The following is a 26,903-nucleotide window of genomic DNA, read 5'->3' on the forward strand; positions in this document are numbered from 1 at the left end:
TCATGGCAAAACATGCCGGGCCAAGCTGCCTACCCATGCGGAAAAACGTGCAACCCGCAGGTTTTACGGTGCTTATGGTGGAACGGCTCCAACGGGTGTAAGCTTGACTTTTGGATCTGAAGGGAGGGACGATCCGATGCCGCAAACCATTACCCAGACAGTGACGGATTATGTGCACGCCATGGCCTATGCGGATGAGGGCCTGATGCGTGATGTTTTCGATCCGCGCGCCAGCATCGTCGGGACGTTTCAGGGTGAAACGGAATGGCTCTCACTGGAGGACTTCGCCGAGCAGATACGGAAAAGCGAACGCGGCCTGCCCGATCACGACCCCGTCTTCGAAATCCTCGGCATCGACAAGGAAGGCGACAGCGCGTCCGTGAAGCTGACGACCCGTTTCGACGGCATGGATTTTAGCGAATACCTGTCCTTGCTGGAGCGCGATGGCAACTGGGCAATCGTGCACAAGCTATATCACATCAAGCCATAGGCGTTGTGCGAATGCAGGAATAATAGCGGGGAAATGGCCAAGCCATTGAAAATACTGGTGCCCCCGACAAGGTTCGAACTCGTGACCCCCTGATTACAAATCAGGTGCTCTACCAACTGAGCTACAAGGGCAATCCAGTGCCTTGCCAACTATCAGATTCTCACTTCGTGTAAAGCAAAAATTGATTGCGCGCCGTTGGGAGACCTCTTTTCCACACCGTACCTGTGGGTTTCAATCACCAGGTCGCGGCAAAAGGCCTGCAAAATAAGCGAAGTATTTACGCGATGTAGCTAAAATGGCGATAATTCATAACCATCCCACCGGGAATAACGCATCGCATGCGCGCAAGCATACAGAAAATCCAACTAACCGGTACGATCGTCATAGCGGTAAGTTCCATCTTGTTGGCAACCCTTGCCGCCCTGCCGAGCGTTTCCAGTTACTTACGCTACCGGACCAATGCGCAGCAACTCAGCCGCTTCGAAACGGCCCTCCAGTCCGCATGGCTGGTATCGGCCGAGCGTGGTCCTGCCAATAATTTGATGGGCGCGTCTTCCCCCGATGCAAAACTGGTCCAGGAGCTTGCCGCAGCGCGCAAGGCGACGGACGACAAGCTGGTGGAACTCGAAAAGTCCTTTGCCGCGGAAATCAGGGCGCAGCCAGAATTGGCAAAATCGCTGGTCGATACACGCCGAAAACTGGCGCAATCCCGAGAAGCGGTCGATCAGGTTGCCGCACTTCCGGAATCCGCGCGCAGCTACACGGCAATGTCCAACGCAATTTTTGCGATGTTCAAGGCGGCGGACAGCGTCAACATGCTGCGCGGCAAGACCGCCCGCGCGATCATCAAGGTAACGCCCAATGTAGCGATCGACATCGCCATGACCGGGACTGCCGGAGTGATGCGGGACCGGATCGGTCGCCTCGGTTCCTACGTGGTCATGAGCCTGCGGGCGAACAGGCAGGACAAGTTGAGCCTCCGCGCTAAATTCGACACGGAAATACAGAGCCTCACACTACTGAAATCGTCGCTGACGAACTACACCGCCGCTTACCTGTCCACACCACGCGTCGATGCAGCGTTTCGCGATATTGAAATCTTCTATTTCGGCCAGGCACTTCCCTATGCGCAGAATACGATTGCGATGGTGGTGCCGTCCGCGCAGCCAAGCGTTCGCGAATTCTCCGAAAACTACATCAAGGGCATGCGGTCCTCGAGCACGTTGCGCGACCTTATTCTCGCCGAAACACGGGCAAGGATAGAAAGGAACAAGGAACAGGCGTTGATCTATGGTGGAACGTCTCTCCTCCTCGCTCTCATCGCGGTTCTGGTATTGCTGCGGCTTGCATCGGTTTACAGAACGGCACTGTTCCGCCCCATGCAATCCGTCCAGACGCAGATCGCCGCAATCGCCGCTGGCGATCTTTCAGGAGCCCTGTATCAGGACAAGGCTGCTCCGGAAGTGAAGAAAATGTTCAAGGAACTGGATTTCCTGCGCGAGCAGCTTCGCCAGAAGGAAGAAATGGAAAAGCAGCAGTCTGCGCTGGCCGAACAATTACGCACGCTTTCAGAAACAGATGCCTTGACCGGTGTGTCCAATCGCCGTGCGCTGGAAAAGACCGTTCGTGCCATATTGAGCGGCGAGGAGCAGTTGCAGGCGCTTGGCGTGATGATTGTCGACATCGACCACTTCAAATCCATCAACGACCGCTATGGCCATGCCATGGGCGACCTCGCGCTACAGAAGACAGCGACTCTTTTAAGAGGCGCCCTCCGTAAAAACGATATTCTGGCGCGCTATGGCGGCGAGGAATTCGTGGTCGTGTTGCAGGATGTCAGCCACGCGACGGCGACCGCCACCGCCGACCGCCTGCGCCGGCTGATTGAAGCCCAGATCATTGATGAACAAAGCGGGCTGTCACTGACGGCAAGTTTCGGCGTGGTCTGGCAGGAGGCACGGGCGATCAACAGCTGGGACGAGCTGATCGCAATTGCCGACGACCGGCTTTATGAGGCCAAGCGTGCGGGCCGCAACCGGGTATGGGCGACCTACTTCCCCAAGGTTGCCAACGGCTAGGCGGCCCGGAGCGGCAGATCAGATCAGATCGAGCGTCATAACGACAGGGCAATGGTCGGAAGCCTTGGGGCGGTCCCAGCCGGTGCGCGGATAACGATCCACCTCCTGCCCCGGCGGAAAGACCGTCCTGTAAGGCTGGCCAGCGCGGATGATTTCGGGAACCCTTGTCGCATTGATCTGCGCAAGATGTGGGGAAAGCCAGATATAATCGAGCTGGCAGAGATGCTGTTCCTGTGGCCCGCGCGAATGATAGAGCGTCCAGCGATCCATGACGTCACGGCGCGACATCGGATTGGTCACAAAATCATCCGCCGTGAAGATATCGAGCGCGCTCCGCTCCTCTTCCACCGGCGTAAAGCTGTAGCCGCTGCGCCGGTCGCCGGAAATCGAAATGCGTTCCTGATAATCATTCATGTCGCCGCAGATGGCAAAATTCTTGTTGCGGGTATTGTTTGCGCCCCAGCGGTTTTCGATGATGCGGCGAACGGCCATGGCTTCCGCCTCGCGAATCGGCATGGTGGCGAGCCGGGCATCTATGGCGTCACGGGCATTGGTCATGGATTTGAAATGCGTGACGTAAAGCGTCAGCGGTTTGCCGCCGACCCTCAGATCGATTTCCAGACAATCGCGTTTGAAAATCTTGTCGTCTATCTGGTTGGTCGCGGCAAGTGCGGGATTGAAGAGATCGAGATTGCGGTAGGTTAGCGCGGCGTGGCTCTTGATGTCGATGACCTCGATCTTGTCGCCGTCTTGGGTCTGCTCGCGCATGACGACGGCGACATCGATGCCGCGGCTGTCATTGCCCTCGACCAGATATTTCTGCAGATAGCCGTTACCGACCATGCGGTAGAGATAGCCATATTCGAAAGCCTGCAGGGCCGCCATGTTGTCGACTTCCTGCAGGCAGAGAATATCGGCATCCGCATCCGCAATGGCCAGCGCCGAAAGTTGCCGCGTATCGTCTGTGGAAGAGACTGCCCGCGCACTTTCCAGCGCCTGATAGGTCGCCTCGTCCCTGATATCGAAAAGCTGGATCGCCCTGTCGCGCCGCGTCTGGTTGCGAAAACCGGTAAAGTCGAAACGAGTGAGAAGATTTTCGATATTGAAGGTGGCGAGCCGAAGCGACATGTTTCATTCCTGTTGCTGGAATGGGAGCTTAGCCGCTCCCGTTCGGTCTCGCCAGTGGCCAGTCGCGTCGATCAGATTTCCCTATTCACGATGTCGGATTTTATGTCGGGGATATTCCCCACCCTCATTCCTGTGACGAGCCCAGGGATGAGGGAGCAAGCAAATGCTAAAGACGCCACGCCGCACGAATCGCAACCGGCAACCGGTCACCGACCGCAACCGATTCTCGAGAATAAGCCCGAAGCGCCTGCCCGTCCGGCAGGTCGAGACGCAAGGCATAACGCTCGCCCTCGTAGAGAACCGAGGTCACGGTGCAGGTGATTCCATCCGCATCCCGCACCACGTCCTGCGGCCGCACGAGAATATCCGCCCGTGGTAATTGCCCACCGTTATCCATCGCTGTGCGGAGCGCGTCCCAGTCAATATCCCGCGAAGAACCTTCCGGCATCGGCACGGAGAGAATGGCGCCCTGCCCCACCAGCGAGCCGACAAGACGCCCCTCGGGTCGTGCATAAAGCTCGGCGGGCGGCGCGACCTGAAGCAGCTTGCCCTGAGACATGACGGCGACATCGGTTGCCAGCGCCATGGCTTCCGCCTGATCGTGGGTGACATAGATCATCGTCGCGCCGGAGCGGATGTGGAACTCGCGAAAGGTCTCCTCCATCTCCTGCCGCAAATGCCGGTCGAGATTGGCGAGTGGCTCGTCGAGCAGCACCACATCGGGTTCGGTGACGAGGCAGCGGGCCAAAGCGACGCGCTGCCGCTGGCCACCGGAAAGCTCGGCGGGACGGCGGTCCGCAAAGCCTTCAAGGCGTACGGCTGCCAGCGCTTGGGCCACCTTCTCGCGATATTTCTCTCCGGAAATGCCGCGAACTTTCAGGGGATAGCCGGCATTGTCGGCAACCGACATGTGCGGCCAGAGCGCATAGGACTGGAACACCATCGCCATGTTGCGCCGCTCCGGCGGCACCATGCTGCCTGCATCGGCCAGCACCCGCTCGCCGAGCAGGATGGAGCCATCAGTCGGTTGCTCGAAACCGGCGATCATGCGCAGCACCGTCGTCTTGCCGCAGCCGGAAGGCCCGAGCAACGCGAGGAAACCTCCCTCACGCACCGTGAGCGAGACGTCGTCAACGGCGGGTTTCGACCCGGCCCCAAAGCTTTTCGTCAGACGATTGAGGATCAGTTTCGCCAAGGGACCACTCCTTTCGGCAGATAGCGCCCCAGAATTTCGAGCAGCAGCATGAGGAAAATCACCATGATGACGACAAGTACCGAAAGTGCGGAGGCAAGATCGAAGCTGCCGCTGTCATCGAGGTTATAGATGAGCACACCGAGCGTCTGCGTGCCGGCGGACCAAAGGAGCGCCGAAACCGTCAGCTCATTGCAGGCGATCAGGAAAACGAGGATGACGGAAGCGCCAGCCGCAGGCCCGACCAGCGGCAGGAGGATGTCCTTCAACCGCCGCCAGAAACCGGCGCCCGAAAGCCTTGCCGCCTCTTCCAGCGACGGATCGAATTGCAGGAAGGCGCTGACCATCGGTTTGAGGCTGACGGCGAAAAAGGAGGAAAAATAGGCGAGCAGAATGATCCAGATCGTGCCGTAAAGCGTGATGCCGAGCAGCGGAATGGGGGCCGCGAACAACAGGACGAAGGATACGGAAATCACCACACCCGGCAGCGCATAGGGAATATCCACCAGCGCCGACAGCAGGAACATGAAGCGGCTTTTGCCGCGCACCAGGAAATAGGCGGTCAACACCGTCACCGCAAGCAGGCAAAGGGATGTGACCGTCGCCAGAAACAGCGAGTTGCGGAAGGCTGTGCGGGTTACGCTCTGCCGGTAGAGCAGCTCCTCATAGGCGTGCATCGTAGCGGTCTTGAGACTGAGCGGCACGCCATAGGCGGGGGCAAGCGAGCTTGCCACCAGCGCAGCAAGTGGTGCAACCAGCATGAAGAACAGCACGAGCCACAGGACAAGCTCAGCCACTACACGCCAGCGCGACAGCTTGAAAGTCGCGGCCTTGCCGGAAAGACCGATGATGCGATAGTCCCTGCCCTTCATTGCCCGCTCTTGCAGCGCAAGACCGGCCACGGAGATGATGGCGATCATGGTCGAGAGAATGGCGATATCGCCGAAGGTGCTCGCACCAAAACTGGCGAAGCGGCTGTAGATCAGCGTCGGCAGGGTGAAGATCGAGGCCGGAATACCGAGGATCGCCGGAATACCGAAATTACCGACATTCGATACGAACGAGATCGCCGCCCCGGCGATCAATCCCGGCGTCGAAAGCGGCAGGATGATATCGAACAGCACGCGGCGAGGCGAAGCACCGGAAAGCTTGGCTGCCTCGATGCCATCCTGCGGCAAAGCGAGCAGGCCGGCGCGCAGCGACAGATAGACGAGCGGCGCATGCTGCACACCGAGCAAAAGCGCGATACCGGCAATGGAATAGAGCGGTTGCGGCGAGCCCATGGGCGGCGCAAGGCCGATGGCTTTTAAAAGCGTGCTCGACGGGCCGGTCATGCCGATCCACGACAGCGCCGTCACCTGCGGCGGGATCATCATAGGAAGCATGAAGAGGAAGCTTAAGATCGACTTGCCGCGTATGTCGCAAAGCGTCAGCGCCAGCGCGAAGCCCCCGCCGATCATGAGTGAAATCAGCATGCCGAAAAACGAGGTGGACAGCGTGTTCAGCGCCGCATCCCAAAGGGCGGGATCAGCCAGCAATCGCCATATGTCACCGTTGAGTGACGAAACAATGCCGGTATAGGCGAGCCGCCCGAGCGGCAGGGCGCTGAGCGCAAAAACGACGCTCACCACAAAAGGAAACAGCCAGCGCGGCTGGCTGTTTCCATAGGCACTTGATCGGGACATGCCGCTATATCAGCCCTTGGAGCCGAAAATATCGGAGAAGGTCTTCAGATCCTGCTCGGAATTCTTCAGCGCGTCCGCGGCGTTGAGCGGCAGGACCTTGAGCTTGTCGCGGGCGGGGAAACCTTCCGGCATGCCAGCGTCAGCGCGCGCGGGGATGTAACCGAGCTTGACGAAGCCCTGCTGGCCTTTTTCCGAAAGCACGTAGTCTACGAACTTCTTAGCGGCTTCCTCATGCTTGGTACCCTTGAGGATCGCGACCGGTTCGGTCACGGCCGAAACGCCCTCTTCCGGGAAGACGAACTCCACCGGGGCGCCCTTGGCCTTTTCGCGGATCGGCATGTAGTCGACGACAACGCCGTAAGCCTTCTCACCTGATGCAACCGACTTCAGCACCGCGCCGTTACCGCCGCCGGAAATGGCTTCATTGGCCTTCAGCTGCTTGTAATAGTCCCAGCCGAGGCCGTTGGCAGCGGCCAGCGTCTGCGCGTGGATCAACGCTGCACCAGAGGTCAGCGGGCTCGGCATGGTCACGAGACCCTTGGCTTCCGCCTTGGCAAGATCCTTCCAGCTCGTCGGCTTCATCGCAGCGGCAGTGTTATACATGATGCCGGTGGTGATGAGCTTGGTGGAATAATAATAGCCGTCCGCATCGTAGAGCGAGGCGTCGATGTTCTTCGCTTCCGGGGACTTGTGGGCCATAAGCTGGCCAGCCTGCTTCATGCGCTCGAGTGTGACGGTGTCGGCGATCAAGAGCACGTCGGCAACCGGATTGCCGGCGCTGATCTCAGCCATCAGCTTGGCCATGATCTTCGGCGTTCCATCACGCACCCATTCGACTTCGATACCGGGATTGGCGGCCTTGAAACCATCAACGGTCGCCTGCGCGTCCTCGTTCGGCTGGCTGGTATAAAGCACCAGATCGGCGGCATTGGCAGCGGTGGCGATGAAGCCGAGCGATACGATGGCGGTAAAAGCGGAAAGCAGCGTTTTCATAGGTCCAGTCCCTGTTGTTTCGTGGGACCGCTAAAACATGATTGCATAACATGTATGTGACAGGCAGGATTTTAGGGGGTGTGATCTCGGTAGCCAAGGTGGAGACCGGGGCTTACCCCCCCTCTGCCCTGCCGGGCATCTCCCCCACAAGGAGGGAGATCGGCAAGACGCTCTTTCGTCACTTAATTTTCAAACGTTGAGATGGGCGAAACCTCACCACGGGTCGATCTCCCCACCTGTGGGGAGATGTCCGGCAGGACAGAGGTGGTAAGCCGCACCCCCGTCGCTGCCGAAAACCTCGCAACCCTCAAATCGCCGGAACCACTTCGGTCGTCTCCGCCTGCGCCGTCGCAATCAACCGGCCAAGCCGCTTCATGCCTTCTTCGATCATCGCCTCATTGGCGCAGGAGAAGCTGATGCGCAGCGTGTTCGTGCCCGAGCCATCCGCAAAGAAGGCGCGACCCGGAACGAAGGCGACCTTCTCCGTTGCGATGGATTTTGCCAGCAGTGCGGCACCATCCATGCCTTCCGGCAGGGTGACCCAGATGAACATGCCGCCTTCCGGCTTGGTCCAGCGCGTGCCCTTCGGCATGTATCTGTCGAGCGCAGCCAGCATCGCATCGCGGCGGGCGCTGTAGGCAGCCTTGATCTTGGCGACCTGCTTGTCGAAGCCGCGCGAAGCGACACGTTCGATGGCGATCTGGTTGATCGTCGAGGAATGCAGGTCCGCGGCCTGCTTCATCAGTACCAGCTTGCGGATAACAGGCGCGGACGCAACGATGTAACCGACGCGAAGGCCGGGTGCGAGCGTCTTGGAGAAGCTGCCGCAATAGATGGTGCGGGTGTTCTCGATGCCGCCCGAGCGGGCGATGTCGAGCGCCATGATCGGCGGAACCGCCTCGCCGTCGTAACGCAGCGACTGATAGGCGGCGTCTTCGATGACGGCGATATCCAGCTCATCGGCCAGCGCCAGAACCTTTTCGCGGCCGGCAAGATCAACGGTTTCCCCGGTCGGATTGGAGAAATCGGCAGAGAGATAAGCGAACTTCACGGCGCCGCCGAGCTTGGCCGCAGTTTCGCGGTAAGCTTCCGGCGTGCGGTTGCCGCCGGGATTGAGCTGGTCGTAATTCGGCTCATAGGCGTTGAAGGCGGAAAGTGCGCCGAGATAGGTCGGCCAGGTTACCAGCGCGGTATCCTTCGGCGACAGGAACAGCTTGCCGAGGTAGTCGAGACCCTGCTGCGAACCGGAAACGATGAAGACGTTGTCGGCAGTGCATTCAATGCCGATCTCGGCCATTTCGCCCGCCAGCCATTCGCGCAGCGGCTTGTAACCTTCGCTCACCGAATATTGCAGCGCCGAGTTGACCTGCGAACCCGAAAAAATTTCCGCATAAGCCTGCTGGAACTCCTCTGCGGGGAAAAGAGCCGGGTCCGGAATACCGCCGGCAAAGGAGATGATATCGGGCTGCTCGAGCAGCTTCAGCAGCTCGCGGATTTCAGACGCTTTCATGCGCGAAGAGCGCGTGGCGAAAATTTGTTCCCAATCAAGCATGGGTACGTTTCCTCTTGTGTCGTTTTTATGCGTGCATCTTTACAGAAATGTCGATACGTCAGCAATACTGACTTATCAGTTTTTCGAATTATTTCTGCCTCCCTGCACGTTACCCGCATTTGGGCCCGCCTTTGGCGGACAAAGCCAAATACACCCTTGCGCAAAGCTTCACAATCTTCCGTTTGCGATTGACGCGGCAAGGTTTTCCGGCTGGATTGCGGCCACGCGCCGCGACACGGCGAAAGCATCATGGGAGTTTGACGACATGCTGAAAAATATCGACCCGGCGCTGAATGCCGATGTTCTTCACGCCCTACGCGCCATGGGTCACGGCGATACGCTGGTGATTTCCGACACCAACTTCCCTTCCGATTCGGTGGCTCGCCAGACAACGGTCGGCAAGGTGCTGCGCATGGACAACATTTCCGCCGCCCGCGCCATGCAGGCGATCCTCTCGGTGCTGCCACTCGACACGCCGCTGCAGCCTTCGGTCGGACGCATGGAAGTGATGGGCGCGCCGGACCAGCTGGAACCCGTACAGGTCGAAGTGCAGAAGGAAATAGACGCGGCGGAGGGAAAATCCGCCCCCATGTACGGTATCGAACGCTTCGCCTTCTATGAACAGGCAAAAAAAGCATATTGCGTCATCACAACAGGTGAGACCCGTTTTTACGGCTGCTTCCTGCTGACGAAGGGCGTCATCCCTCCGGGCAAGTAAGATCGAACGGCAAAATGGGTCGTGTGCTAAACCCGTCATGACAATTTCAAGTTGTTGTGGCAAAAACTTCCACTAGGTTTTGTAAAACCAACCGGAGGTGTGAGGTATCATGACCCAATATGTCCTGGCGTTCTGGAATGTCGAAAACCTGTTTGCGCCGGAAGGTTATCCGGCGCGCGAACCTTGGATTGCCGAGCGGCTGAAGAACGATCTGAAAGGCTGGACCGAAGATCTGTTCAAGACCAAGCTCAGGCAACTCGGTTTGATCATAAGGCAGATCGGCGGCGCCGGGCCGGATCTGCTCGGCGTGTGCGAAGTCGAGAACCGTTTCGTTCTGGAGACGCTCGCGGAACATCTGAACGACCTCATGCCCGAGCGCGCCTACCGTGTGGTGCATGCAGATTCCAGCAAGGACCAGCGCGGCATCGATACGGCCTTCATCTATGACAGCAAGAAGCTACTGATCAACGAAACCGAGATTTTCAGCCATTTCGTGATGCGCCGCACCGGTACCCGCGACATTACCCAATGCACCTTCATCACCAAGGGCGGACGCCAGCTTATCGCCCTTTCCAATCACTGGCCGTCGCGCTCCGGCGGCGCGGTGGAAAGCGCCGGTTTTCGCATGACCGCCGGTGAGACGCTTGGCTACTGGCACCAGCGGATCAGGGAAGAAAAAGGAAACGACATCGCCGTCGTCGCCTTCGGCGATTTCAACGACGACCCTTCCGATGCATCGCTACGCTATCACGCCAATTCCACCCGCGAGCGCGACGATGTCGAAAGCTCGCAATCGGCAATGTTCTACAATCTCACCTGGAACTACCTGCGCCAGCAGGTGGTGGATTCAGTCGGTACGGCAAGAACAATCTATGGCACGCTCTATTTCAACGGCGACGCCAATATCTTCGACCAGATCCTCGTCTCAAGATCGCTTCTAACCGGGAGCAGCGGCTTCGCGGTGCGCGAGGAAACCGCGAAAATTGAAGCCATTGCCGCCATGGTCAGCCACAGCAAGAATGAGGGGCCGATCCGCTTCGGCCTGTCGAAAGGCGATGCAGTCAAAAACGTCAATCTCGGTGGTTTCTCCGATCACTTTCCCGTATCGGTCATTGTCGAGGAAGCCGACGCCATCGTGTGATCCTAGCCAGGCGCAATGCAGAAAGGCCGGAGCTCTCGCCCCGGCCTTCCAATATTCTGTCAAGCAATGAAGCTTAGTTGACGGCCTTGTCGACCAGCTTGTTCTTGCCGATCCAGGGCATCATGCCGCGCAGCTTTGCGCCGACTTCTTCGATCTGGTGGGCGTCGTTGTTGCGACGGATGCCCTTGAAGCGTGCGCCGCCAGCCTTCCATTCCTGCATCCACTCGGTCGTGAACTTGCCGGTCTGGATGTCGTGAAGAACGCGCTTCATTTCAGCCTTGGTGTCAGCGGTGATGATGCGAGGACCGGTGACGTATTCGCCCCACTCGGCCGTGTTGGAGATCGAGTAGTTCATGTTGGCGATGCCGCCTTCATAGATCAGGTCAACGATCAGCTTCACTTCGTGCAGGCATTCGAAATAGGCCATCTCCGGTGCGTAACCGGCTTCGACCAGGGTTTCGAAACCGGCGCGGATGAGTTCTACGAGACCGCCGCACAGAACGACCTGTTCGCCGAAGAGGTCGGTTTCGCATTCTTCCTTGAAGTTGGTTTCGATGATGCCAGAACGGCCACCGCCAACGCCGCAGGCGTAGGAGAGAGCGAGTTCAAGTGCGTTGCCGGAAGCGTTCTGGTGAACGGCAACGAGGCAGGGAACGCCGCCGCCCTTCTGGTATTCGCCGCGAACCGTGTGGCCGGGGCCCTTCGGTGCGATCATGACGACGTCGAGCGAAGCCTTCGGCTCGATGAGGCCGAAGTGAACGTTGAGGCCGTGTGCGAAAGCAATCGCCGCACCGTCACGGATGTTACCGGCAATGTCGGCCTTGTAGATGTCGGCCTGCAATTCGTCAGGCGTCGCCATCATCAAAAGGTCGCCCCACTTGGCGGCTTCGGCAACGGTCATGACCTTGAAGCCGTCGGCTTCCGCCTTCTTGACGGTCGGCGAACCGGCCTTCAGAGCAATGACGACGTTCTTGGCGCCGGAATCCTTGAGGTTCAGCGCATGGGCGCGGCCCTGGGAACCGTAGCCGACGATGACGACATTCTTGGACTTGATGAGATTGAGATCCGCATCACGATCATAATAAACGCGCATTTTATGGTCCTTCCCTAATGCTTGTCTCTGTGTGAACCGGAACCTCAGGCGACCTTGCCGCCCAGTTCCGAATGTACCTTTTCCGTGCCGTAGAGTGTTAGAAAGGCGACCACCGCCTTCTTTGCCCGGGCGGAAAAATCCTTGTCAGGCGCCTCGCCCAGCAGCATGCGCACATGCAGATCCGAAACGATGAGGCCGTAAAAACTGCGATACGCCTCTTCGGCGTCATCGAAACGCAGGTAACCCGAACGGCGACCCGCCTCGATCAACCCGCGGGCGCGGCGGTCGATCTGGCGACGGCCACGTTCCAGAAGAAGATCGCCAAGCTTGGAACCATCACGGCTCGCCTGCCCTATCGCCAGACGGTTGAGCGCCAACGACACATCGCCCGCCAGCACATCAAGCAGATCATGTGCGAAAACCTCGAGATGATCGGCAAGCTGCGGCGCAGACACGCGGTCGCCCGCCTTCTCGAAGGTGCGAACCTTGCTCTGCTGGAAGGTGATCATCGCAGCCAGCAGGCCGTCCCGGTCGCCAAACCATTTGTAGAGGCTTTCCTTGGAACAGTTGGCCGCGCGCGCAAGACCAGAGGTCGTCAGCGCTTTCTCGCCACCCTCGACCAGAAGACGCAATGCCTGATCCAGAACGGCGTTCTGGCGCGGCGAAAATTCCTGCGCTGTGATCGGGTCGGAGGCCACTTATTTCCACTCCAGAGGCTCGATTAATGTACCGTACGGTACGGTTCGAGCGCCATTTAAGCGGAGGCAGCTTGCCCGTCAAGCGCTTTCTTCACAGTGATGTACGAATTGACGCGATGCGGCAGCAGGATGCGCCGCACCATAATGCCGCTTTATCCGGACGCGCTTATCTCACGCGAGGCGTCGACGTCGCGTGAGGGCGACATCCCGTAAAAGCGGCTGTATTCCCGGCTGAACTGCGAAGGGCTCTGGTAACCGACACGATGGCCGGCCGTGCCTGCATCCAAGCGCTCCAGCAGCATCAGCCGGCGCGCCTCATGCAGCCGCAGCTGCTTCTGGTACTGAATGGGCGTCATGGCCGTGATCGTCTTGAAATGGTGATGGAAAGACGACACGCTCATGCCGATATGCTCCGCAAGTTCCTCGATACGCAGCTGGCGCGCGAAATTCTCGCGCAGCCAGGCGATGGCGCGGGCAATCCGATTGCCGTGGCTTCCGGCAGCGACGATGTTCATCAGCTGCCCACCCGCTGGTCCCGTCAGGATTCGATAGAGGATTTCCTGCTCGATCAGCGGCGCCATGGCCGCAATGTCCGCCGGGCGGTCAAGCAGGCGCATCAGCCGGATGGCCGCATCAAGCAGCTCCGGTGTGGCGGCGTTCACCACGATGCCGCGCTGGCCGCTCACCGGCTCCTGAGGCCGCTCGATCGGCATGCGGCTCATAAGGTCGAGCAGCTTTTCGCTGTCGATCGCAAGCCCGATGCAAAAATGCGGTACTTCCTCGCTTGCTTCCACCACACGCCAGGCAACCGGCAGGTCGAGCGAGGTCAGAAGATAGTCGCCGGCCCCGTAATTGATGGTGTCCGTTCCCAGCTGAACGCTTTTCGACCCCTGGATCACCATTGCCAAACAGGGACGATAGCTGCCGTGGCACGGCGCGCTGGGTGTGGACCGGCGGCTGATGCCGAGGGTTTCGATTGCCGTCTGGACCTCGCCATCGCGGGTGGCATGCCGTGCGGCGATGGAGGCGATCTCCTGATAGAGATTGAACGGCATGGTCATCTGGGAAACCCTTTAGGGAAGGAAGCAGCGTATCTGTTTGCATTATCTAGAAAGCCGGGCCAGTTTCCGCAAATAGCCCACCGCAATTTTTTGCAGGATCGTGCAAAAAGCTCGGAGGATCGCTCTAACGCCGCGGCACCCTTCCATTGCATATTCCGCCGTCCCCAACTCCCGAAAGGATATTCAGATGGCCATTGCAAGAGGTTATGCTGCGACCGATGCGTCGAAGCCGCTTACCCCGTTCACCTTCGAACGCCGCGAGCCTAACGATGACGACGTTGTCATCGATATCAAATATGCCGGCATCTGCCACTCGGACATCCACACCGTCCGCAACGAATGGAAGAATGCCGTCTTCCCGATCGTTCCCGGCCATGAGATTGCCGGTGTCGTGAAAGCCGTTGGCTCCAAGGTCACGAAATTCAAGGTCGGCGATCATGTCGGCGTTGGCTGCTTCGTCGATTCCTGCGTCGGTTGCGCCACCCGCGACCTCGACAACGAACACTACATGCCCGGCCTCGTCCAGACCTATAACGATGTCGATCCGAATACGAAGACAGCCACCCATGGCGGTTATTCCGACTCGATCGTCGTCAAGGAAGGTTATGTCCTGTCGATCCCGGACAACCTGCCGCTCGACGCTTCCGCGCCGCTTCTATGCGCAGGCATCACGCTCTACTCGCCGCTGCGCCGCTGGAACGCCGGTCCCGGTCAGAAGGTCGCAATCGTCGGCATGGGTGGTCTTGGCCACATGGGCGTCAAGCTCGGCGCTGCCATGGGCGCGGATGTCACAGTTCTTTCCCAGACCCTGTCTAAGAAGGAAGACGGACTGAAGCTCGGCGCGAAGGAATATTACGCCACCAGCGACGCCTCGACCTTCGAAAAGCTGGCCGGCACCTTCGACCTGATCATCTGCACGGCAGGTGTCGCAATCGACTGGAACGCCTATCTCGGCCTCCTGAAGCCCAAGGGCAGCATGGTCGTGGTCGGTGCACCGGAACATGCGATCCCGGTCCACGCCTTCTCGCTCATCATCGGTGCGAAGAGCCTCTCCGGCTCGATGATCGGCTCGATCAAGGAAACCCAGGAAATGCTGGATTTCTGCGGCGAGCATGACATCGTCTCGGAGATCGAAACGATCAACATCCAGGATGTCAACGAAGCCTATGAGCGCGTGCTGAAGAGCGACGTTCGCTACCGCTTCGTCATCGACATGGCATCGCTCGACGCTTGAGCCCTAGATTGGCACAAGCTCGCCACATCCGCACTCCGTCACCCCGCACTTAATACGGCGTGACGGAGAAGTGGTTTGGCGCACTGACCATAAGCAAGCGCGGGAAGCCAATGCTTCCCGCGCTTTCCTTTACCCGCCCTGCCCTCAGGCCTCGTCCTTCAACGTCTCTTTCTGGGTGATCAGCCGCGCGCTGTGCTGGCCGCTGAGGTAAATCCACAGCCAGCTCCACGCCACGGCCAGCCGCGAGCGCGTTCCGATCAGGAAATAGATATGGGCAAGCCCCCAGATCCACCATGCAAGCACGCCCTTGAGCTTGAACCTGCCGAAATCGATCACCGCCGCGCGTTTGCCGATTGTCGCCAGATTACCCTGATGGCTGTAGCGGAACGGCGCGGGCTCCGGCTCTCCGGATAGCCGCGCCTTGATGACCTTTGCCACATGGGCGCCCTGCTGCTTGGCTGCAGGCGCAATGCCCGGCACCGGTTTGCCGTTTTCCTGATTGACGGCGGCCGTATCGCCGATGACGAAGATATTGGGGTCGTCTTCCAGATTGAGATGCGGCCCGACGACAGCGCGTCCCGCCCTGTCGGCAGCAGCATTCAGCCACTTTGCAGCGGGAGACGCCTGCACGCCGGCGGCCCAGACCACCGTGCGGCACGGATAAAAGGTCTCACCCACCGTCACGCCCTCATCGGTGCAGGCCGTCACCGGTGTGCCGAGCAGAACCTCGACGCCGAGCTTTTCAAGCGCCTGCTTGGCATAGGCGGAAAGATCGTCCGTGAAAACCGGCAGAACGCGCGGACCTGCCTCGACAAGCAGCACGCGGCTCTTTCTGGTATCCACGTTGCGGAATTCCGGCGGCAGCGCCTTGTGGGCAAGCTCGGCGATCATGCCCGCCATTTCCACGCCCGTCGGGCCTGCCCCGATGATGACGAAGGTCAGCTGCGCCTGCCGTTCCTCTTCGCTGGTGGCAAGTTCCGCACGCTCGAAAGCCAGAAGCAGGCGGCGGCGGATCGTCGTTGCATCCTCGAGCGTCTTGAGGCCGGGAGCGGCACGCTCCCATTCGTCACGGCCGAAATAGGCATGACGGGCGCCGGTGGCCAGCACCAGCGTATCGAAGCCGATGACCTGACCGGAACTCAGATGCACGGTGCGGGCGTCACGGTCTACGCCGTTCACTTCCGCAAGCAGCGTCGTCACTTCCTTGCGGTCGCGGTAAAGATGGCGGATCGGCCAGGCGATTTCGGATGTCGCAAGAGCCGTCGTCGCAACCTGATAAAGCAATGGCTGAAATAGATGATGGTTGCGGCGGTCAATCAATGTGATGCGGACAGGGGCCCCCTCCAGCCCGTGTACCATTTGTAAGCCGCCGAAGCCTCCACCCACGACGACAACGTGATGTTCTTGCATGTGTCTCTGCCTTTAAAAGCTCGCGCACGGAGCATGCGCAAGCAGATTATAGGCAAAAAAATTGACTTTGGTTATGAAATAGCCTGACCGCAGGCGCGACAAAAACGCCGGACTGTTTCAGCCATGCCATATTCCAGCGCATCCGCCGTCAACCCGTGACCGATGGAGACCTCTGCAAGATAAGGTATACGTTTCATAAGCTTGGGCAGGTTTGCTACAATCAGGTCGTGCCCGGCATTGACGGCAAGCCCGAGCGCTGCGGCGTAGTCCGCCGTCTGTCCGAGTTTTTCCAGAAGCGCGTCACCCTTTTGCGGATCGTCAAAACAGCCGCCATAGGGACCGGTATAGAGCTCGATGCGGGTAGCACCCGTCTCAGCCGCCAGCTCCACCGCTTCGCGCTCGCCGTCACCATCGGCAAAAAGCGAAACCCGCATACCGCCAGCCTTCAGGCGCCCAACGGCTTCTCTCAGGAAAACCGCGTGCTTGCGGAAATCCCAGCCATGGTCTGATGTCGCCTGCGACGGATCGTCGGGCACCAGCGTCACCTGCTCAGGCTGGGTCTGTTCGCACAGAACTAGAAAATCCTCCGTCGGATAACCTTCGATGTTGAATTCCGCACTTGGGAAACTGTCATCGATGAGCGCACGCAGCACCGGCAGGTCCGAAAAGCGGATATGGCGCTGGTCCGGTCGAGGGTGTACAGTCAGCCCGCTAGCACCCGCAGCGAGTGCAATATGCCCGAAATGCGCGACATCCGGCCATGGGAGATCGCGACGGTTGCGCAGCATGGCAATTGCGTTCAGATTGACGGAAAGTTTTGCGGGCATGACAGTCGAGGCTCCGGTTCGGAATTGACATCCTGTTTCACGCAGGTTGACGCCGACCGCAAGGAGGCCGATAAAATTTTTTAAGGATACGGGAACGAAAGCAGGCAATACAGGTTACGGTTCTCATGCAGCATCGGCAAAATGTCTTGATCAGAAGACAGGTCTGCGGTGGGGAACAAGTAACGAATGCCATAAAAAGCAGGCACACTGTCAAAACGCGCGAAGGGGGAAACGATGCAGAATGGCAGGATGCCGTTTGAACACGGCGACGAGGACAAACCCAATCTAAGGATCAGCAGCTTTTTACCGGATATAAGCCTGCCCTCCTCCCTGCCCGCCGAACCGGTTCCCATCGCCGACATGGCCAACATTTTCGGCGTAACGCACCGGACCCTGCATTTTTACGAAGAAAAGGCGCTGCTGACCTCGAAACGCATCGGCCAGATGCGGGTTTATTCCCACCGCAACGTGCAACGCATGGCGGTGATAAATGTCTGTCGCGAAGTCGGCATTTCCGTCGCAGCCATTACAGACATCATGGAAAAACTTGCCCGCTCTCTCTCGCAGGAAGAAGCGGACGAGATATTCCACTCCGCGCTGCGGCAGCGAAAAAGAGAACTGACCGCGGAACGCTCCACGCTTCAGCGCCAGGCCCAGCAGATCGAGGAACTGCTCGCCACCGATAACGATACTGATGGCCTCGACGCGGCTGAGCGGGGACCGGGCAAGGATATCGCGCTGACAGACAACGAGCGAAAATGCCTGGAATTGATGGCGGAGGGGTACGCCCCGGTAAGGCTCGCGCGCGCTCTCGGCCTTTCAGGTAACGACCTCAACGAACTGGAGGCGAAGATCATCGGCAAGTTCAGTGCAAGCAACCGCTTTCAGGCGGTCGCCAAAGCGGTTCTGCTGGGCGTCATCCGCGCCTGACAGAACATTTCCACGAATACTGCACAGCGGTTTTCCGTCCGGACAATGCGCAGACAAAAGAAATGGAGCATTGAAGGTGTCCCGCTATTCACCGGAAATGCTCTATCTCAGCGAACGATTGTGAGTGTTTCTGCGGCGCGGGTGATGGCGGTGTAAAGCCACCGCTCGCGCGAATCGCGGAAGGCATAGCTCTCGTCAAAGAGAACCACATTGTTCCACTGCGAACCCTGCGCCTTGTGCACGGTCAGCGCATAGCCGAAATCGAACTCGTCATAACGCTTGCGGGTGGTCCACGGAATTTCCGTTTCCACATCCTCGAAAGCCGCCTTCAGCAATTTGATCTTGGCCGCGCCCCGATCCATATCGTCGTCTTCAGGCCGGATCATCAGGTTGATGCCGGGTTTCACCGTCTCGCGCGACGAACTCATGACCTGCCAGAGAGAGCCGTTCAGCAGGCCCTTGGCCGGATCGTTCCTCAAGCAAACCAGCTTGTCGCCGGATTGCGGATAATCGGCCGTAAATCCCTTCAGCTCGCGAAGCCGCTGGTTATAACGGCGTCGCGTGCGATTTGTGCCGACGAGCACCTGATCGGCATCGAGCACGAGCGACTGTGTCACCTCGGACTTGGAAATCACCTGCGCGGCACCGTAATCGCCACGCATGATCTCGCGGCCTTCCCGCACATCCATGGCAAGGTGGATGATGGGATTGTCCTTGGCCTGCCGATGAATTTCGGAGAGCAGGTAATCAGGCTCCTGCTCCGTGAAGAAGCCACCGCCTGAAACTGGCGGCAACTGCCCGGGATCGCCGAGCACCAGGATAGGCGTGCCGAAGCTCATCAGATCCTTGCCGAGCTGCTCATCCACCATCGAACATTCATCGATGATGATGAGTGCCGCCTTGGCGAGCGGGCTCTGGCGGTTGATGGAAAACATTGGCGCGACCGAGGTCTTGCCGGTCTCCTCGTCTTCCACGGTCTCTTCGCCGCGCGGGCGGTAGATCAGCGAATGGATGGTGCGGGCATTGGTCGCCCCGCGCGAGCGCAGCACCTGCGCCGCCTTGCCGGTGAAGGCCGCAAACAGCACTTCGCCATCGACATTTTCCGCGAAATGTTTGGCAAGCGTCGTCTTGCCGGTTCCGGCATAACCGAACAACCGAAAAACCGGCGTCCGGCCTTCCTTCAGCCAGCGGGAAACAGCCTTGAGCGCTTCGTCCTGTTGCGGTGAAAATAACATGCGCCCTCATCGCAGGATTCGAGCACCGTGCGCAACAGAAAAAGAACGAAAGATGAATCACACCATCAGAATGCGGCAATAAAACACGGCTGGTTTTTAAACCATGGCGGGTATCATGCCGCGCATGAAGATATTGATTCTGGGCGCAACGGGTTTCATCGGTTCCGAAGTGATCCGCAGCCTTCACGGCAAAGGTCACACCGTTACTGGGCTGGCTCGCATCATTGCGCGAGCTAAAGATAAATGGCCTTTCGCCAGCTGGGTTCCCGCCGATCTCTCGCGTATGACCAGCGCTGCCGACTGGGCGGCACTCGTTAGCGACCATGACGCCATCGTCAATTGCGCAGGTGCGCTTCAGAACGGCCTGTCGGATGATCTTGCCGCGACGCAGGAAAAAGCGATGCTGGCGCTCTACCAGGCAGCGGTAGATGCGGGCGACAAACTGGTGACCCAGATATCGGCCCGCACTTCCGGAGCCGCTTCCCAACTGCCCTTCCTCGCCACCAAACGCCGAGCCGATGTGGCACTTGCTGCAAGCGGCCTGCGCTTTGTCATTCTCCGCCCCGCACTGGTTGTCGGGCGCAACGCCCATGGCGGCACAGCACTCGTGCGCGCGCTTGCAAGCTTCCCCTTCGCTGTACCGCTCGTAAACGGCAAGATGCCTGTACAGACCGTCGCAGTCGAAGATGTCGCGTTGGCAGTCAGCGCGGCAATAGATGGCGAAATCCCGTCAGGTAGCGATATCGAGCTGGCAGCAAACGAAACGCTGACATTGCAAGGCGTGATCGCTGCGCACCGGCAATGGCTCGGCCTCGCCCCTGCTCCCGCGCTAAATCTTCCGGCTGCCTTCATGCGCCCAGTCGCCCTCACGGCGGATATTGCGGGAAAACTCGGCTGGCGGTCGCCGTTGCGCTCAACCGCCATGAGGGTGATGTCGGAAGGTATCGTGACGGAGAACAGCGCGCCAAAAGCGACGACGTCGCTTAAGAGCTTGAGGGACACGCTGGCAGCTCACCCTTCCGGCGTGCAGGACCTGTGGTTTGCCAGATCATATCTGCTCAAACCCGTCCTCATTCTCTGCCTGTCGCTGTTCTGGTTATTGTCCGGCCTCGTACCGCTGCTTGATATCGACAGCTCGGCGGCGCATTTCCTGCCCTTCATGCCGCAAGTGCCGGCCGTCACCCTCACACTCGCCACCTGCATCATCGATATCGCCCTGGGCGCCACCGTCCTGATAAGACCGCTTGCCAGAAAAGCGCTGGTCTCCATGCTCCTGGTCACCGCCGCCTATCTGACTGGTGGCAGTCTGCTGGAGCCGGGTCTGTGGCTCGATCCGCTCGGCCCCCTCGTCAAGGTCCTGCCCTCCATCGCCCTGACACTTGTCGCCCTTGCCACATTGGATGAACGCTGATGACACCTGAAGACCTTCTGCGGCTCGCCCATATCATCGGCGCAACCGTGCTGTTCGGCACCGGGGCTGGCATAGCGTTTTTCATGGTGATGGCGCGGCGGACGGCAAACCCAGCGCTGATCGCCCATGTTTCGGGCACGGTCGTCATCGCCGACACCATCTTTACCGCCACGGCGGCGATCATCCAGCCGGTCACCGGCTACTTCCTCGCCCGCATCATCGGCTGGCCGCTGAGCGAAGGCTGGATCGCCCTTTCGCTCTGCCTTTATGTCTTCACCGGCATTTTCTGGCTGCCGGTAGTGTGGATCCAGATCAAAATGCGCGACATCGCCCGCGATTGTGTCGCTGCGGACGAGGCCCTGCCGCCGCAATGGTTCCGTCTCTACCGCATCTGGTTTGCCTGCGGTTTTCCGGCTTTCTTCGCGGTTCTCGGCATCATCTGGCTGATGCTGACCAAGCCGGATATCGCCCTGTTCGGTTGATGCGCCTCAATTGACCGCCTGTCTTTCGACAAGCTGCGCCAGTTGCTCGGCAACCGTGTTCCAGCCATCGAAAAAGCCCATCTCCGCATGCTTGTCGCGATCCCCAGAATTTCTGTGCATGGCATAGGCCACGTACTCCATGCCTTCAGGATGATCGCGAAAACTCATCACCGCGGTGAGGAATGGGCGCGCGGACGGGCGAAAGCCTGAAGTCAGTGCATCGGTGAAGACCAGACGCTCCTCATGATCCACCGCCAGGAAACATCCGCTTATGTGATCGCCAAATGCCTTACCGTCTTCGCTGTAGCGGGTCTCGAAAGCGCCGCCGGGGAAAAGCTCCATTTTCTCGACACGGCATTTGCCGGGATGCGGCACCCACCACTGTTCGAGGCTGTTTTTGTCGACCCAGGCGTTCCAGACCAGCTGGCGCGGCGCCCTGATGATCCTTGAAATCTTCAGGTCGAGATCGGGATTGAAAGTGTCGGTCATTTGTCATTCTCCCCTTTATCGGAGGTTCTGTCCTGTTGCGCCATGACGAACTGTTCAAGCCGGTCCGTCCGGCCTTCCCAGATGGCATGCTGTTGCGAAAGCCAGCCCTCGATCATTGAAAACCGTTGTTTCTCCAGCGAGCAGAACCGCACCCGGCCCTGCTTGCGCGTCACGATCAACCCCGCTCCTTCCAGCTGGCGGATATGTTTCATGAACGACGGCAGGGCCATGGCGAAAGGTTCCGCAAGCGTGCCGACGCTCGCATCCCCGCTGCCCAACCGCAAAAGCACGGCCCGTCGTGTCGGATCGGCAAGGGACTGAAAGATATCGTCAAGTGGGGCTGAATAGTTATCCATAAGGCTAACTATCACGGCGAAACACTTAGCTCAACGGATAAGTTTAAAAATCGCACCGGCGGAGGGAATAAAGTGGTGACCTGCGGTGTCTTTTGATGTGCTGGCGGCAGAAGCCGCCCGAACCAAGGAGGATATGTCCATGAAAATCCGCTTTATCGTTCCCGCCCTCGTTCTGGCATTTGCCGGAACGGCCTATGCGGCACCCGCGGTCGAAACGGTCAAGACCGCCAAAGGCAATGTGCTTGCGGGCGAAAAAGGCATGACGCTCTACACTTTCAAGAACGACAAGAAGGGCGTATCCAATTGTTATGACAAGTGCGCCACCAACTGGCCGCCGTTCTTCGCGGCCACTGGCGACAAGGCCGAAGGCGCCTATTCTCTCGTGACGCGCAAGGACGGCAAGATGCAGTGGGCAAAGGACGGCATGCCGCTCTACTACTGGGCCAAGGACATGAAAAAAGGCGATGCAACCGGCGACGGTATGAACGGTGTATGGGATGCCGCAAAACCATGATGGCATGAATGGCAAGACGCGGGGGAGCCTCTCCCCCGCAGCCGGCTCCTTCGAGGCGGAGATGCTGGCGCTGATACCCATGCTGCGGCGTTATTCCCGCAGCCTTTCCCGCTCCGACGCCGATGGCGAGGACCTTTTGCAGGACTGCGTGGAAAAGGCGCTGACCAACAAGAGGCAATGGCACGGAACGGCTTTGAAATCATGGGCTTACGCGATAATGACGAATCTTTATCGCAACCGCCACCGCGCCGCGAAACGTCACCCGTCCGAAAGTCTCGACGGCCATGAGAGCCTGGCCGTTGCCGACACACTCGGCGACACGCTGGAAAACGATAGGCTGCACGTCGCGCTCGGGCTGCTTTCGCCAGAGATGCGGGCGGTGCTGATGCTGGTGACGGTGGAAGGCTATAGCTATCAGGAGGCAGCCGAGACATTGTCGATCCCGGTGGGTACCGTCATGTCCAGACTTTCCCGCGCCCGCGAAACCCTGCGCCAGCACCTGGCGGCGGACAATATCATTCCCCTGCGGAGACCACGATGAAAAGGCCCGATGCCATTACCGAAGACGATCTGCACGCTTATGTCGATGGGCTTTTGTCCGACGACGACCGCGCGGCTGTCGAGGCCTGGCTGACCGAAAGGCCGCAGGAGCGGGAGCGTGTGGAAGACTGGAAAAAACAGGCTGAAACCCTGCGAGCCGCATTCGCCGCCTATGCCGCCGAACATCCGCACGACACCGCGATGCTTGCCGAAAGAAAACAGGCACCCGCGTGGCGGCTGAAACCGGTTCTTCTGCGAACGGCAGCTGTGTTGCTGATCTTCGCGGCAGGTGCCGCAGCCGGAAGGCTTGTGCCGCCGCCGCTCGCCACGCCGCAGGACGTGGTTCTGGCATCGTTGACGACTGACATTCCCGCGCAGGCGAAATCGGCCTATCTCATCTATGCAAGCGAGGTGCGCCACCCCGTTGAAGTTGGAGCCGAACAGCAGCAGCACCTTGCAACATGGCTCGGCAAAAGGCTCGGTTATCCCTTCGCCATCCCCGATCTTTCCAAGATCGGATATGATCTCGTCGGCGGGCGCCTGATCCCCGTCAGCGGCAAGCCAGGGGCGATGCTGATGTATCAGGACAAGACCGGCCGCCGGGTAACGGTGCTGGTCGGCCACAACGAGGAAAACCGCACCACCAGCTTCCGCATGGCGAGCGCCGATGGCGTCGAGACCTTTTACTGGATCGACAACGAACTGGGCTATGCGGTTTCTGCCGAGCTGACGCGCGCCGAGGTGCAGAAGATCGCCGAGGAATGTTACCGCCAGTTCCCTGCGTAGAATAACCTATACCCCCACCCCACATCCATGCGACAGGCACAGGGATGAAGGGAGACCCCCTATTTCAACATCGGCCAGAGGCTGACGACGAGAAGGACGGCCATGGTGATGTTGAACCATTTGAGCCGCACGGGAACAGAAAGCCAGTCGCGCAGGGCCGAGCCGAAGCCCGCCCAGGTCGAAACGCTGGGAAGATTGACGGCGGCGAAAACCACGCCGACGATCAAAACGGTGACGAGATATTGCCGCTCATCCGTATAGGTCGCCATCGCGGTCACGGCCATTACCCAAGCCTTGGGATTGACCCACTGAAAGGCTGCGGCGGCAAGAAAGCTCATCGGCACCGATGCGGCAGCACCCTCGTTCAGGCTGCGGGACGTGCCGATCTTCCACGCGATCCAGACGAGATAAAGTCCGCCCGCGAATTTCAGCACGGTATAGAGCAAGGGCACGGAGTGCAGCAGCGCGCCAAGCCCAAATCCGACGCCGATCAGCAATGACAGGAACCCCGCCCCGATGCCCAGCATATGCGGGATCGTGCGGCGGAAACCGAAATTCACGCCGGAGGCAAAAAGCATCATATTGTTCGGGCCGGGCGTGATGGAGGTTGTGAAGGCAAACAGCACCAGCGCAACGAGGGTTTCGACAGTCATGATCTCTCCTGTGAAAAGACCCTATCCGCCGAACCACCATCAAACCAGTCCGATCAACCGATAGGCGTAGTCAAATTTTTTGATGGATCGATCCTTTTCATGCCGGGTTTGAGAAGTCGGAACAAAGGGCTATTCTCCGTCAACAACCGCTGGAGCGAACCGATGTATGACGACATTCCTTCCGTCACCCTGCCATCCGGAAAAGAGATACCAGCCCTTGGCCTCGGCACCTGGAACATGGGCGAGATGAGATCATCGGCTCCGCAGGAAGTCGAGAGCATTCGCAAGGCGATCGATCTCGGCATGACGCTGATCGACACGGCCGAAATGTATGCAGACGGCCGATCCGAAGAGGTGGTGGGCACGGCGATTGCCGGCCGGCGCGACGAGGTGTTTCTGGTCAGCAAGGTCTATCCCTGGAACGCCAGCGCCCGAGGCACGATTGAGGCCTGCGAGCGCAGCCTCGCAAGGCTCGGCACCGACCGGCTCGATCTCTATCTGCTGCATTGGCGTGGTGATCACCCGCTGGACGAAACGGTGGCCGCTTTCGAAAAGCTGAAAAAAGCCGGCAAGATCGGCGACTGGGGCGTCTCGAATTTCGACACCGACGACATGGAGGAGCTTTTCGCTGTTCCCGACGGTAAGAATTGCGCCGCAAATCAGGTGCTCTACAATCTCTTCCGGCGCGGACCGGAATTTTCGCTTCTGCCCTGGTGTCAGTGGCACAGCGTGCCGCTGATGGCCTATTCGCCAATCGAACAGGGGCGCATCCTCAACAACCACGAACTCATCCGCATCGCCAAGGCCTATCAGGCTACGCCTGCGCAACTGGCACTGGCCTTTCTTCTGGAAAGAGAAGGCGTCATCGCCATTCCAAAATCCGCCAGCGCCGCACGCGTGGAGGAGAACCGAGGTGCCACCGATCTCGAAATCACCGATGAGGACTGGGCCGCACTGGATGCCGCCTTCCCTCCACCGACACGCAAGACGGCGCTGGAAATGTTGTGACTTAACAAAGCATTAAAAGGTTTTTCGGAATCAGGCACTCAAGTAATTGAATCGAAGTGTGAGCCCTGCGAACTGATGCTTTGGGCTGCACCATTTCAATTCAATAACGGCGCAGCGAACCGCGCCGTCAGTCTCCCAGACATGCTGCACCCAGTTACGGTATGCGGCGCTCATATTCCTCTTTAAGCCCCAGCCAGCTATCCCAGAAAGGCCCCGGCTCCCTTTCCTGAAGACGGGCGGCGAGAATGTCGAGATGCGCATGCCAGCCGGCGCTGACATTGAGCTTGGTCGTGCGATCCGCAAGCCGGCGGTGAACCAGTGTCAGAAGCACATCCTTGCCCAGAGCCTGAAGCTCGATCGACACCTCTGCGCTCTCACCCCAGGTGAAGACGAGGCGATGCGGCGCAACGACGGTGATGATGCGTGAGGTCATCCTGTTCTCTTCGGAAAAACCTTCCGGGCGGCTACCCGGCGGGTCGGAAAGCTCGTCGTTGCGCCAGACGAGTTCAAATGGTGCGTCGGGCGCAAGCCGCATCTCGCCGGACGCCAGCCACCGGCGGCGAAGTTCGCTCTGTGTCAGATAGGCCCAGACCCGCTCGATTGGTCCCGGCAGGAGCCGTTCTATCTTCAGGGTTGTCGGCTCGACGAGCCGGCCATAGGCGTCAGGCATTGCAATATCAGCCATTGTCATTTCCTCCATCTGCAGGGGATTTTCCCTGATCATCCTCCCTGAGCATCTGCTCAAGAATATCGAGGCGGCTGTTCCAGAACTGCCGGTAGAAATCCAGCCATTCATGTGCCTCTGCCAACCGTTCCGGCGCAAGGCGGCAGACATGGGTACGCCCCCTCACCTCACGGCGAATAAGCCCGGCGTTTTCCAGCGCCTTGATGTGCTTGGATGCCGCAGCCAGCGATATGTCGAACGGCTCGGCCAGCTGGCTCACCGTTCGCTCGCCACGGGATAGATCGCGCAGCATCGTGCGCCGCGTCGCATCGCCAAGGGCATGAAAGACAGTGTCGAGATGTGGAACAGATAATTCAACCATGTTGTTGAATATAGGCCGCCAGACTAGAAAGTCAACCATATGGTTGAATATCAATTCACCGGAGCGCAGCCCATAAAAAAAACCCGCGGCGAACCGCGGGCTTGGTATTACAAGGATATTCGAAAGGCGGAGGATCACATCCCCTGCGAACCG

At 59.1% G+C, this 26,903-nt stretch carries 28 protein-coding genes and 1 tRNA gene; 12 read left to right on the forward strand and 17 right to left on the reverse strand.

The annotated features are described in order from the left end of the window. The first annotated feature begins 136 nt into the window (after nucleotides 1–136). Complete coding sequence (locus tag T18_RS16035) at nucleotides 137–490, forward strand: nuclear transport factor 2 family protein (protein ID WP_025593977.1); 354 nt, start codon at nucleotides 137–139, stop codon at nucleotides 488–490. A 55-nt stretch (nucleotides 491–545) separates the two neighbouring features. Here T18_RS16035 and T18_RS16040 read toward each other — a convergent pair. Next, nucleotides 546–621 (reverse strand) — tRNA-Thr (locus T18_RS16040). A gap of 207 nt (nucleotides 622–828) precedes the next feature. Between T18_RS16040 and T18_RS16045 the strand changes: the two genes are divergently transcribed. Next, nucleotides 829–2,568 (forward strand): sensor domain-containing diguanylate cyclase, encoded by a 1,740-nt coding sequence (locus T18_RS16045; RefSeq protein ID WP_038491496.1) that lies wholly within the window; start codon nucleotides 829–831, stop codon nucleotides 2,566–2,568. Nucleotides 2,569–2,586: 18 nt separating this feature from the next. Here the strand turns inward: T18_RS16045 and T18_RS16050 are convergent, their stop codons facing one another. From T18_RS16050 to T18_RS16070, 5 genes are all read right to left on the reverse strand, one after another. Beyond that, complete coding sequence (locus T18_RS16050) at nucleotides 2,587–3,696, reverse strand: endonuclease/exonuclease/phosphatase family protein (protein ID WP_038491498.1); 1,110 nt, start codon at nucleotides 3,694–3,696, stop codon at nucleotides 2,587–2,589. 166 nt (nucleotides 3,697–3,862) lie between these two features. Then, nucleotides 3,863–4,891, reverse strand: coding sequence for an ABC transporter ATP-binding protein (locus T18_RS16055; RefSeq protein WP_013636457.1), 1,029 nt, complete (start codon nucleotides 4,889–4,891; stop codon nucleotides 3,863–3,865). Continuing rightward, nucleotides 4,879–6,573 carry an ABC transporter permease gene (locus T18_RS16060; RefSeq protein ID WP_038491501.1) on the reverse strand — a complete coding sequence of 565 codons (1,695 nt, stop codon included), beginning with the start codon at nucleotides 6,571–6,573 and terminating at the stop codon, nucleotides 4,879–4,881. The genes T18_RS16055 and T18_RS16060 overlap by 13 nt, the downstream gene beginning before the upstream one ends. Before the next feature lie 9 nt (nucleotides 6,574–6,582). Next, on the reverse strand, nucleotides 6,583–7,566 hold the full coding sequence (locus T18_RS16065) for an ABC transporter substrate-binding protein (protein WP_013636459.1): 984 nt from the start codon (nucleotides 7,564–7,566) through the stop codon (nucleotides 6,583–6,585). A gap of 307 nt (nucleotides 7,567–7,873) precedes the next feature. After that, nucleotides 7,874–9,118, reverse strand: coding sequence for a PLP-dependent aminotransferase family protein (locus T18_RS16070; RefSeq protein WP_025593984.1), 1,245 nt, complete (start codon nucleotides 9,116–9,118; stop codon nucleotides 7,874–7,876). 265 nt (nucleotides 9,119–9,383) lie between these two features. Here T18_RS16070 and T18_RS16075 point away from each other — a divergent pair, with 265 nt between their 5' ends. Both T18_RS16075 and T18_RS16080 read left to right on the forward strand, forming a co-directional pair. Continuing rightward, entirely contained in the window at nucleotides 9,384–9,836 is a 453-nt protein-coding gene (locus T18_RS16075) for an RbsD/FucU family protein (RefSeq protein ID WP_003513061.1), read from the forward strand. 109 nt (nucleotides 9,837–9,945) lie between these two features. Next, on the forward strand, nucleotides 9,946–10,977 hold the full coding sequence (locus T18_RS16080) for an endonuclease/exonuclease/phosphatase family protein (protein WP_038491504.1): 1,032 nt from the start codon (nucleotides 9,946–9,948) through the stop codon (nucleotides 10,975–10,977). 73 nt (nucleotides 10,978–11,050) lie between these two features. On the opposite strand, the gene ilvC is transcribed toward T18_RS16080, so the two are convergent. The 3 genes from ilvC to T18_RS16095 all read right to left on the reverse strand — a co-directional run bounded on the left by ilvC (nucleotide 11,051) and on the right by T18_RS16095 (nucleotide 13,829). Further along, complete coding sequence (gene ilvC / locus T18_RS16085; protein WP_003507583.1) at nucleotides 11,051–12,070, reverse strand: ketol-acid reductoisomerase; 1,020 nt, start codon at nucleotides 12,068–12,070, stop codon at nucleotides 11,051–11,053. Nucleotides 12,071–12,114: 44 nt separating this feature from the next. Then, complete coding sequence (locus T18_RS16090) at nucleotides 12,115–12,768, reverse strand: TetR/AcrR family transcriptional regulator (protein WP_003513063.1); 654 nt, start codon at nucleotides 12,766–12,768, stop codon at nucleotides 12,115–12,117. Between the two features lie 152 nt (nucleotides 12,769–12,920). Next, nucleotides 12,921–13,829, reverse strand: coding sequence for an AraC family transcriptional regulator (locus T18_RS16095; RefSeq protein ID WP_038491507.1), 909 nt, complete (start codon nucleotides 13,827–13,829; stop codon nucleotides 12,921–12,923). A gap of 187 nt (nucleotides 13,830–14,016) precedes the next feature. Between T18_RS16095 and T18_RS16100 the strand changes: the two genes are divergently transcribed. Further along, nucleotides 14,017–15,063, forward strand: a complete 1,047-nt coding sequence (locus tag T18_RS16100) for an NAD(P)-dependent alcohol dehydrogenase (RefSeq protein ID WP_003513067.1) — start codon at nucleotides 14,017–14,019, stop codon at nucleotides 15,061–15,063. Between the two features lie 144 nt (nucleotides 15,064–15,207). Here the strand turns inward: T18_RS16100 and T18_RS16105 are convergent, their stop codons facing one another. Further along, on the reverse strand, nucleotides 15,208–16,473 hold the full coding sequence (locus tag T18_RS16105) for an NAD(P)/FAD-dependent oxidoreductase (RefSeq protein WP_046205568.1): 1,266 nt from the start codon (nucleotides 16,471–16,473) through the stop codon (nucleotides 15,208–15,210). A 71-nt stretch (nucleotides 16,474–16,544) separates the two neighbouring features. Next, nucleotides 16,545–17,300: a pyridoxine 5'-phosphate synthase gene (locus T18_RS16110; RefSeq protein ID WP_038491513.1), complete on the reverse strand. Its 756-nt coding sequence runs from the start codon at nucleotides 17,298–17,300 to the stop codon at nucleotides 16,545–16,547. Between the two features lie 234 nt (nucleotides 17,301–17,534). Between T18_RS16110 and T18_RS16115 the strand changes: the two genes are divergently transcribed. Continuing rightward, entirely contained in the window at nucleotides 17,535–18,230 is a 696-nt protein-coding gene (locus T18_RS16115; RefSeq protein ID WP_003513073.1) for a MerR family transcriptional regulator, read from the forward strand. Nucleotides 18,231–18,337: 107 nt separating this feature from the next. On the opposite strand, the gene T18_RS16120 is transcribed toward T18_RS16115, so the two are convergent. Next, the gene (locus tag T18_RS16120) at nucleotides 18,338–19,465 is read right to left on the reverse strand and encodes an ATP-dependent DNA helicase (protein ID WP_003513075.1); all 1,128 of its coding nucleotides are present in this window, start codon (nucleotides 19,463–19,465) and stop codon (nucleotides 18,338–18,340) included. Nucleotides 19,466–19,589: 124 nt separating this feature from the next. Here T18_RS16120 and T18_RS16125 point away from each other — a divergent pair, with 124 nt between their 5' ends. After that, nucleotides 19,590–20,876 carry an SDR family oxidoreductase gene (locus tag T18_RS16125; RefSeq protein ID WP_038492877.1) on the forward strand — a complete coding sequence of 429 codons (1,287 nt, stop codon included), beginning with the start codon at nucleotides 19,590–19,592 and terminating at the stop codon, nucleotides 20,874–20,876. Next, entirely contained in the window at nucleotides 20,876–21,358 is a 483-nt protein-coding gene (locus T18_RS16130) for a DUF2269 family protein (protein ID WP_038491516.1), read from the forward strand. Before T18_RS16125 ends, T18_RS16130 begins: the two co-directional genes overlap by 1 nt. Before the next feature lie 6 nt (nucleotides 21,359–21,364). Here T18_RS16130 and T18_RS16135 read toward each other — a convergent pair whose 3' ends face one another. Both T18_RS16135 and T18_RS16140 read right to left on the reverse strand, forming a co-directional pair. Further along, nucleotides 21,365–21,847 (reverse strand): SRPBCC family protein, encoded by a 483-nt coding sequence (locus tag T18_RS16135; protein ID WP_038491519.1) that lies wholly within the window; start codon nucleotides 21,845–21,847, stop codon nucleotides 21,365–21,367. Further along, nucleotides 21,844–22,203: an ArsR/SmtB family transcription factor gene (locus T18_RS16140; protein WP_019565324.1), complete on the reverse strand. Its 360-nt coding sequence runs from the start codon at nucleotides 22,201–22,203 to the stop codon at nucleotides 21,844–21,846. Before T18_RS16140 ends, T18_RS16135 begins: the two co-directional genes overlap by 4 nt. A 133-nt stretch (nucleotides 22,204–22,336) precedes the next feature. Between T18_RS16140 and T18_RS16145 the strand changes: the two genes are divergently transcribed. The 3 genes from T18_RS16145 to T18_RS16155 are packed head-to-tail and all read left to right on the forward strand — an operon-like array spanning nucleotide 22,337 to nucleotide 24,043. Further along, a complete protein-coding gene (locus T18_RS16145; RefSeq protein ID WP_075807749.1) occupies nucleotides 22,337–22,717 on the forward strand; it encodes a hypothetical protein in 381 nt (126 codons plus the stop codon). Beyond that, on the forward strand, nucleotides 22,701–23,258 hold the full coding sequence (locus T18_RS16150) for an RNA polymerase sigma factor (protein WP_003513086.1): 558 nt from the start codon (nucleotides 22,701–22,703) through the stop codon (nucleotides 23,256–23,258). The genes T18_RS16145 and T18_RS16150 overlap by 17 nt, the downstream gene beginning before the upstream one ends. Further along, nucleotides 23,255–24,043, forward strand: a complete 789-nt coding sequence (locus T18_RS16155) for an anti-sigma factor family protein (RefSeq protein ID WP_038491522.1) — start codon at nucleotides 23,255–23,257, stop codon at nucleotides 24,041–24,043. The genes T18_RS16150 and T18_RS16155 overlap by 4 nt, the downstream gene beginning before the upstream one ends. A 59-nt stretch (nucleotides 24,044–24,102) precedes the next feature. Here T18_RS16155 and T18_RS16160 read toward each other — a convergent pair whose 3' ends face one another. After that, complete coding sequence (locus T18_RS16160; RefSeq protein ID WP_013636470.1) at nucleotides 24,103–24,696, reverse strand: LysE family translocator; 594 nt, start codon at nucleotides 24,694–24,696, stop codon at nucleotides 24,103–24,105. Between the two features lie 162 nt (nucleotides 24,697–24,858). On the opposite strand from T18_RS16160, the gene T18_RS16165 reads away from it, so the two are divergent. Beyond that, nucleotides 24,859–25,704, forward strand: coding sequence for an aldo/keto reductase (locus T18_RS16165; protein WP_038491525.1), 846 nt, complete (start codon nucleotides 24,859–24,861; stop codon nucleotides 25,702–25,704). 154 nt (nucleotides 25,705–25,858) lie between these two features. On the opposite strand, the gene T18_RS16170 is transcribed toward T18_RS16165, so the two are convergent. Next, nucleotides 25,859–26,389 (reverse strand): SRPBCC family protein, encoded by a 531-nt coding sequence (locus T18_RS16170; RefSeq protein WP_038491528.1) that lies wholly within the window; start codon nucleotides 26,387–26,389, stop codon nucleotides 25,859–25,861. Beyond that, nucleotides 26,382–26,750, reverse strand: coding sequence for an ArsR/SmtB family transcription factor (locus T18_RS16175; RefSeq protein ID WP_003513097.1), 369 nt, complete (start codon nucleotides 26,748–26,750; stop codon nucleotides 26,382–26,384). Before T18_RS16175 ends, T18_RS16170 begins: the two co-directional genes overlap by 8 nt. Nucleotides 26,751–26,903 lie beyond the last annotated feature (153 nt).

The organism is Rhizobium sp. TBD182 (genome assembly GCF_001950375.1).
GTDB classification, from domain to species: domain Bacteria; phylum Pseudomonadota; class Alphaproteobacteria; order Rhizobiales; family Rhizobiaceae; genus Agrobacterium; species Agrobacterium tumefaciens.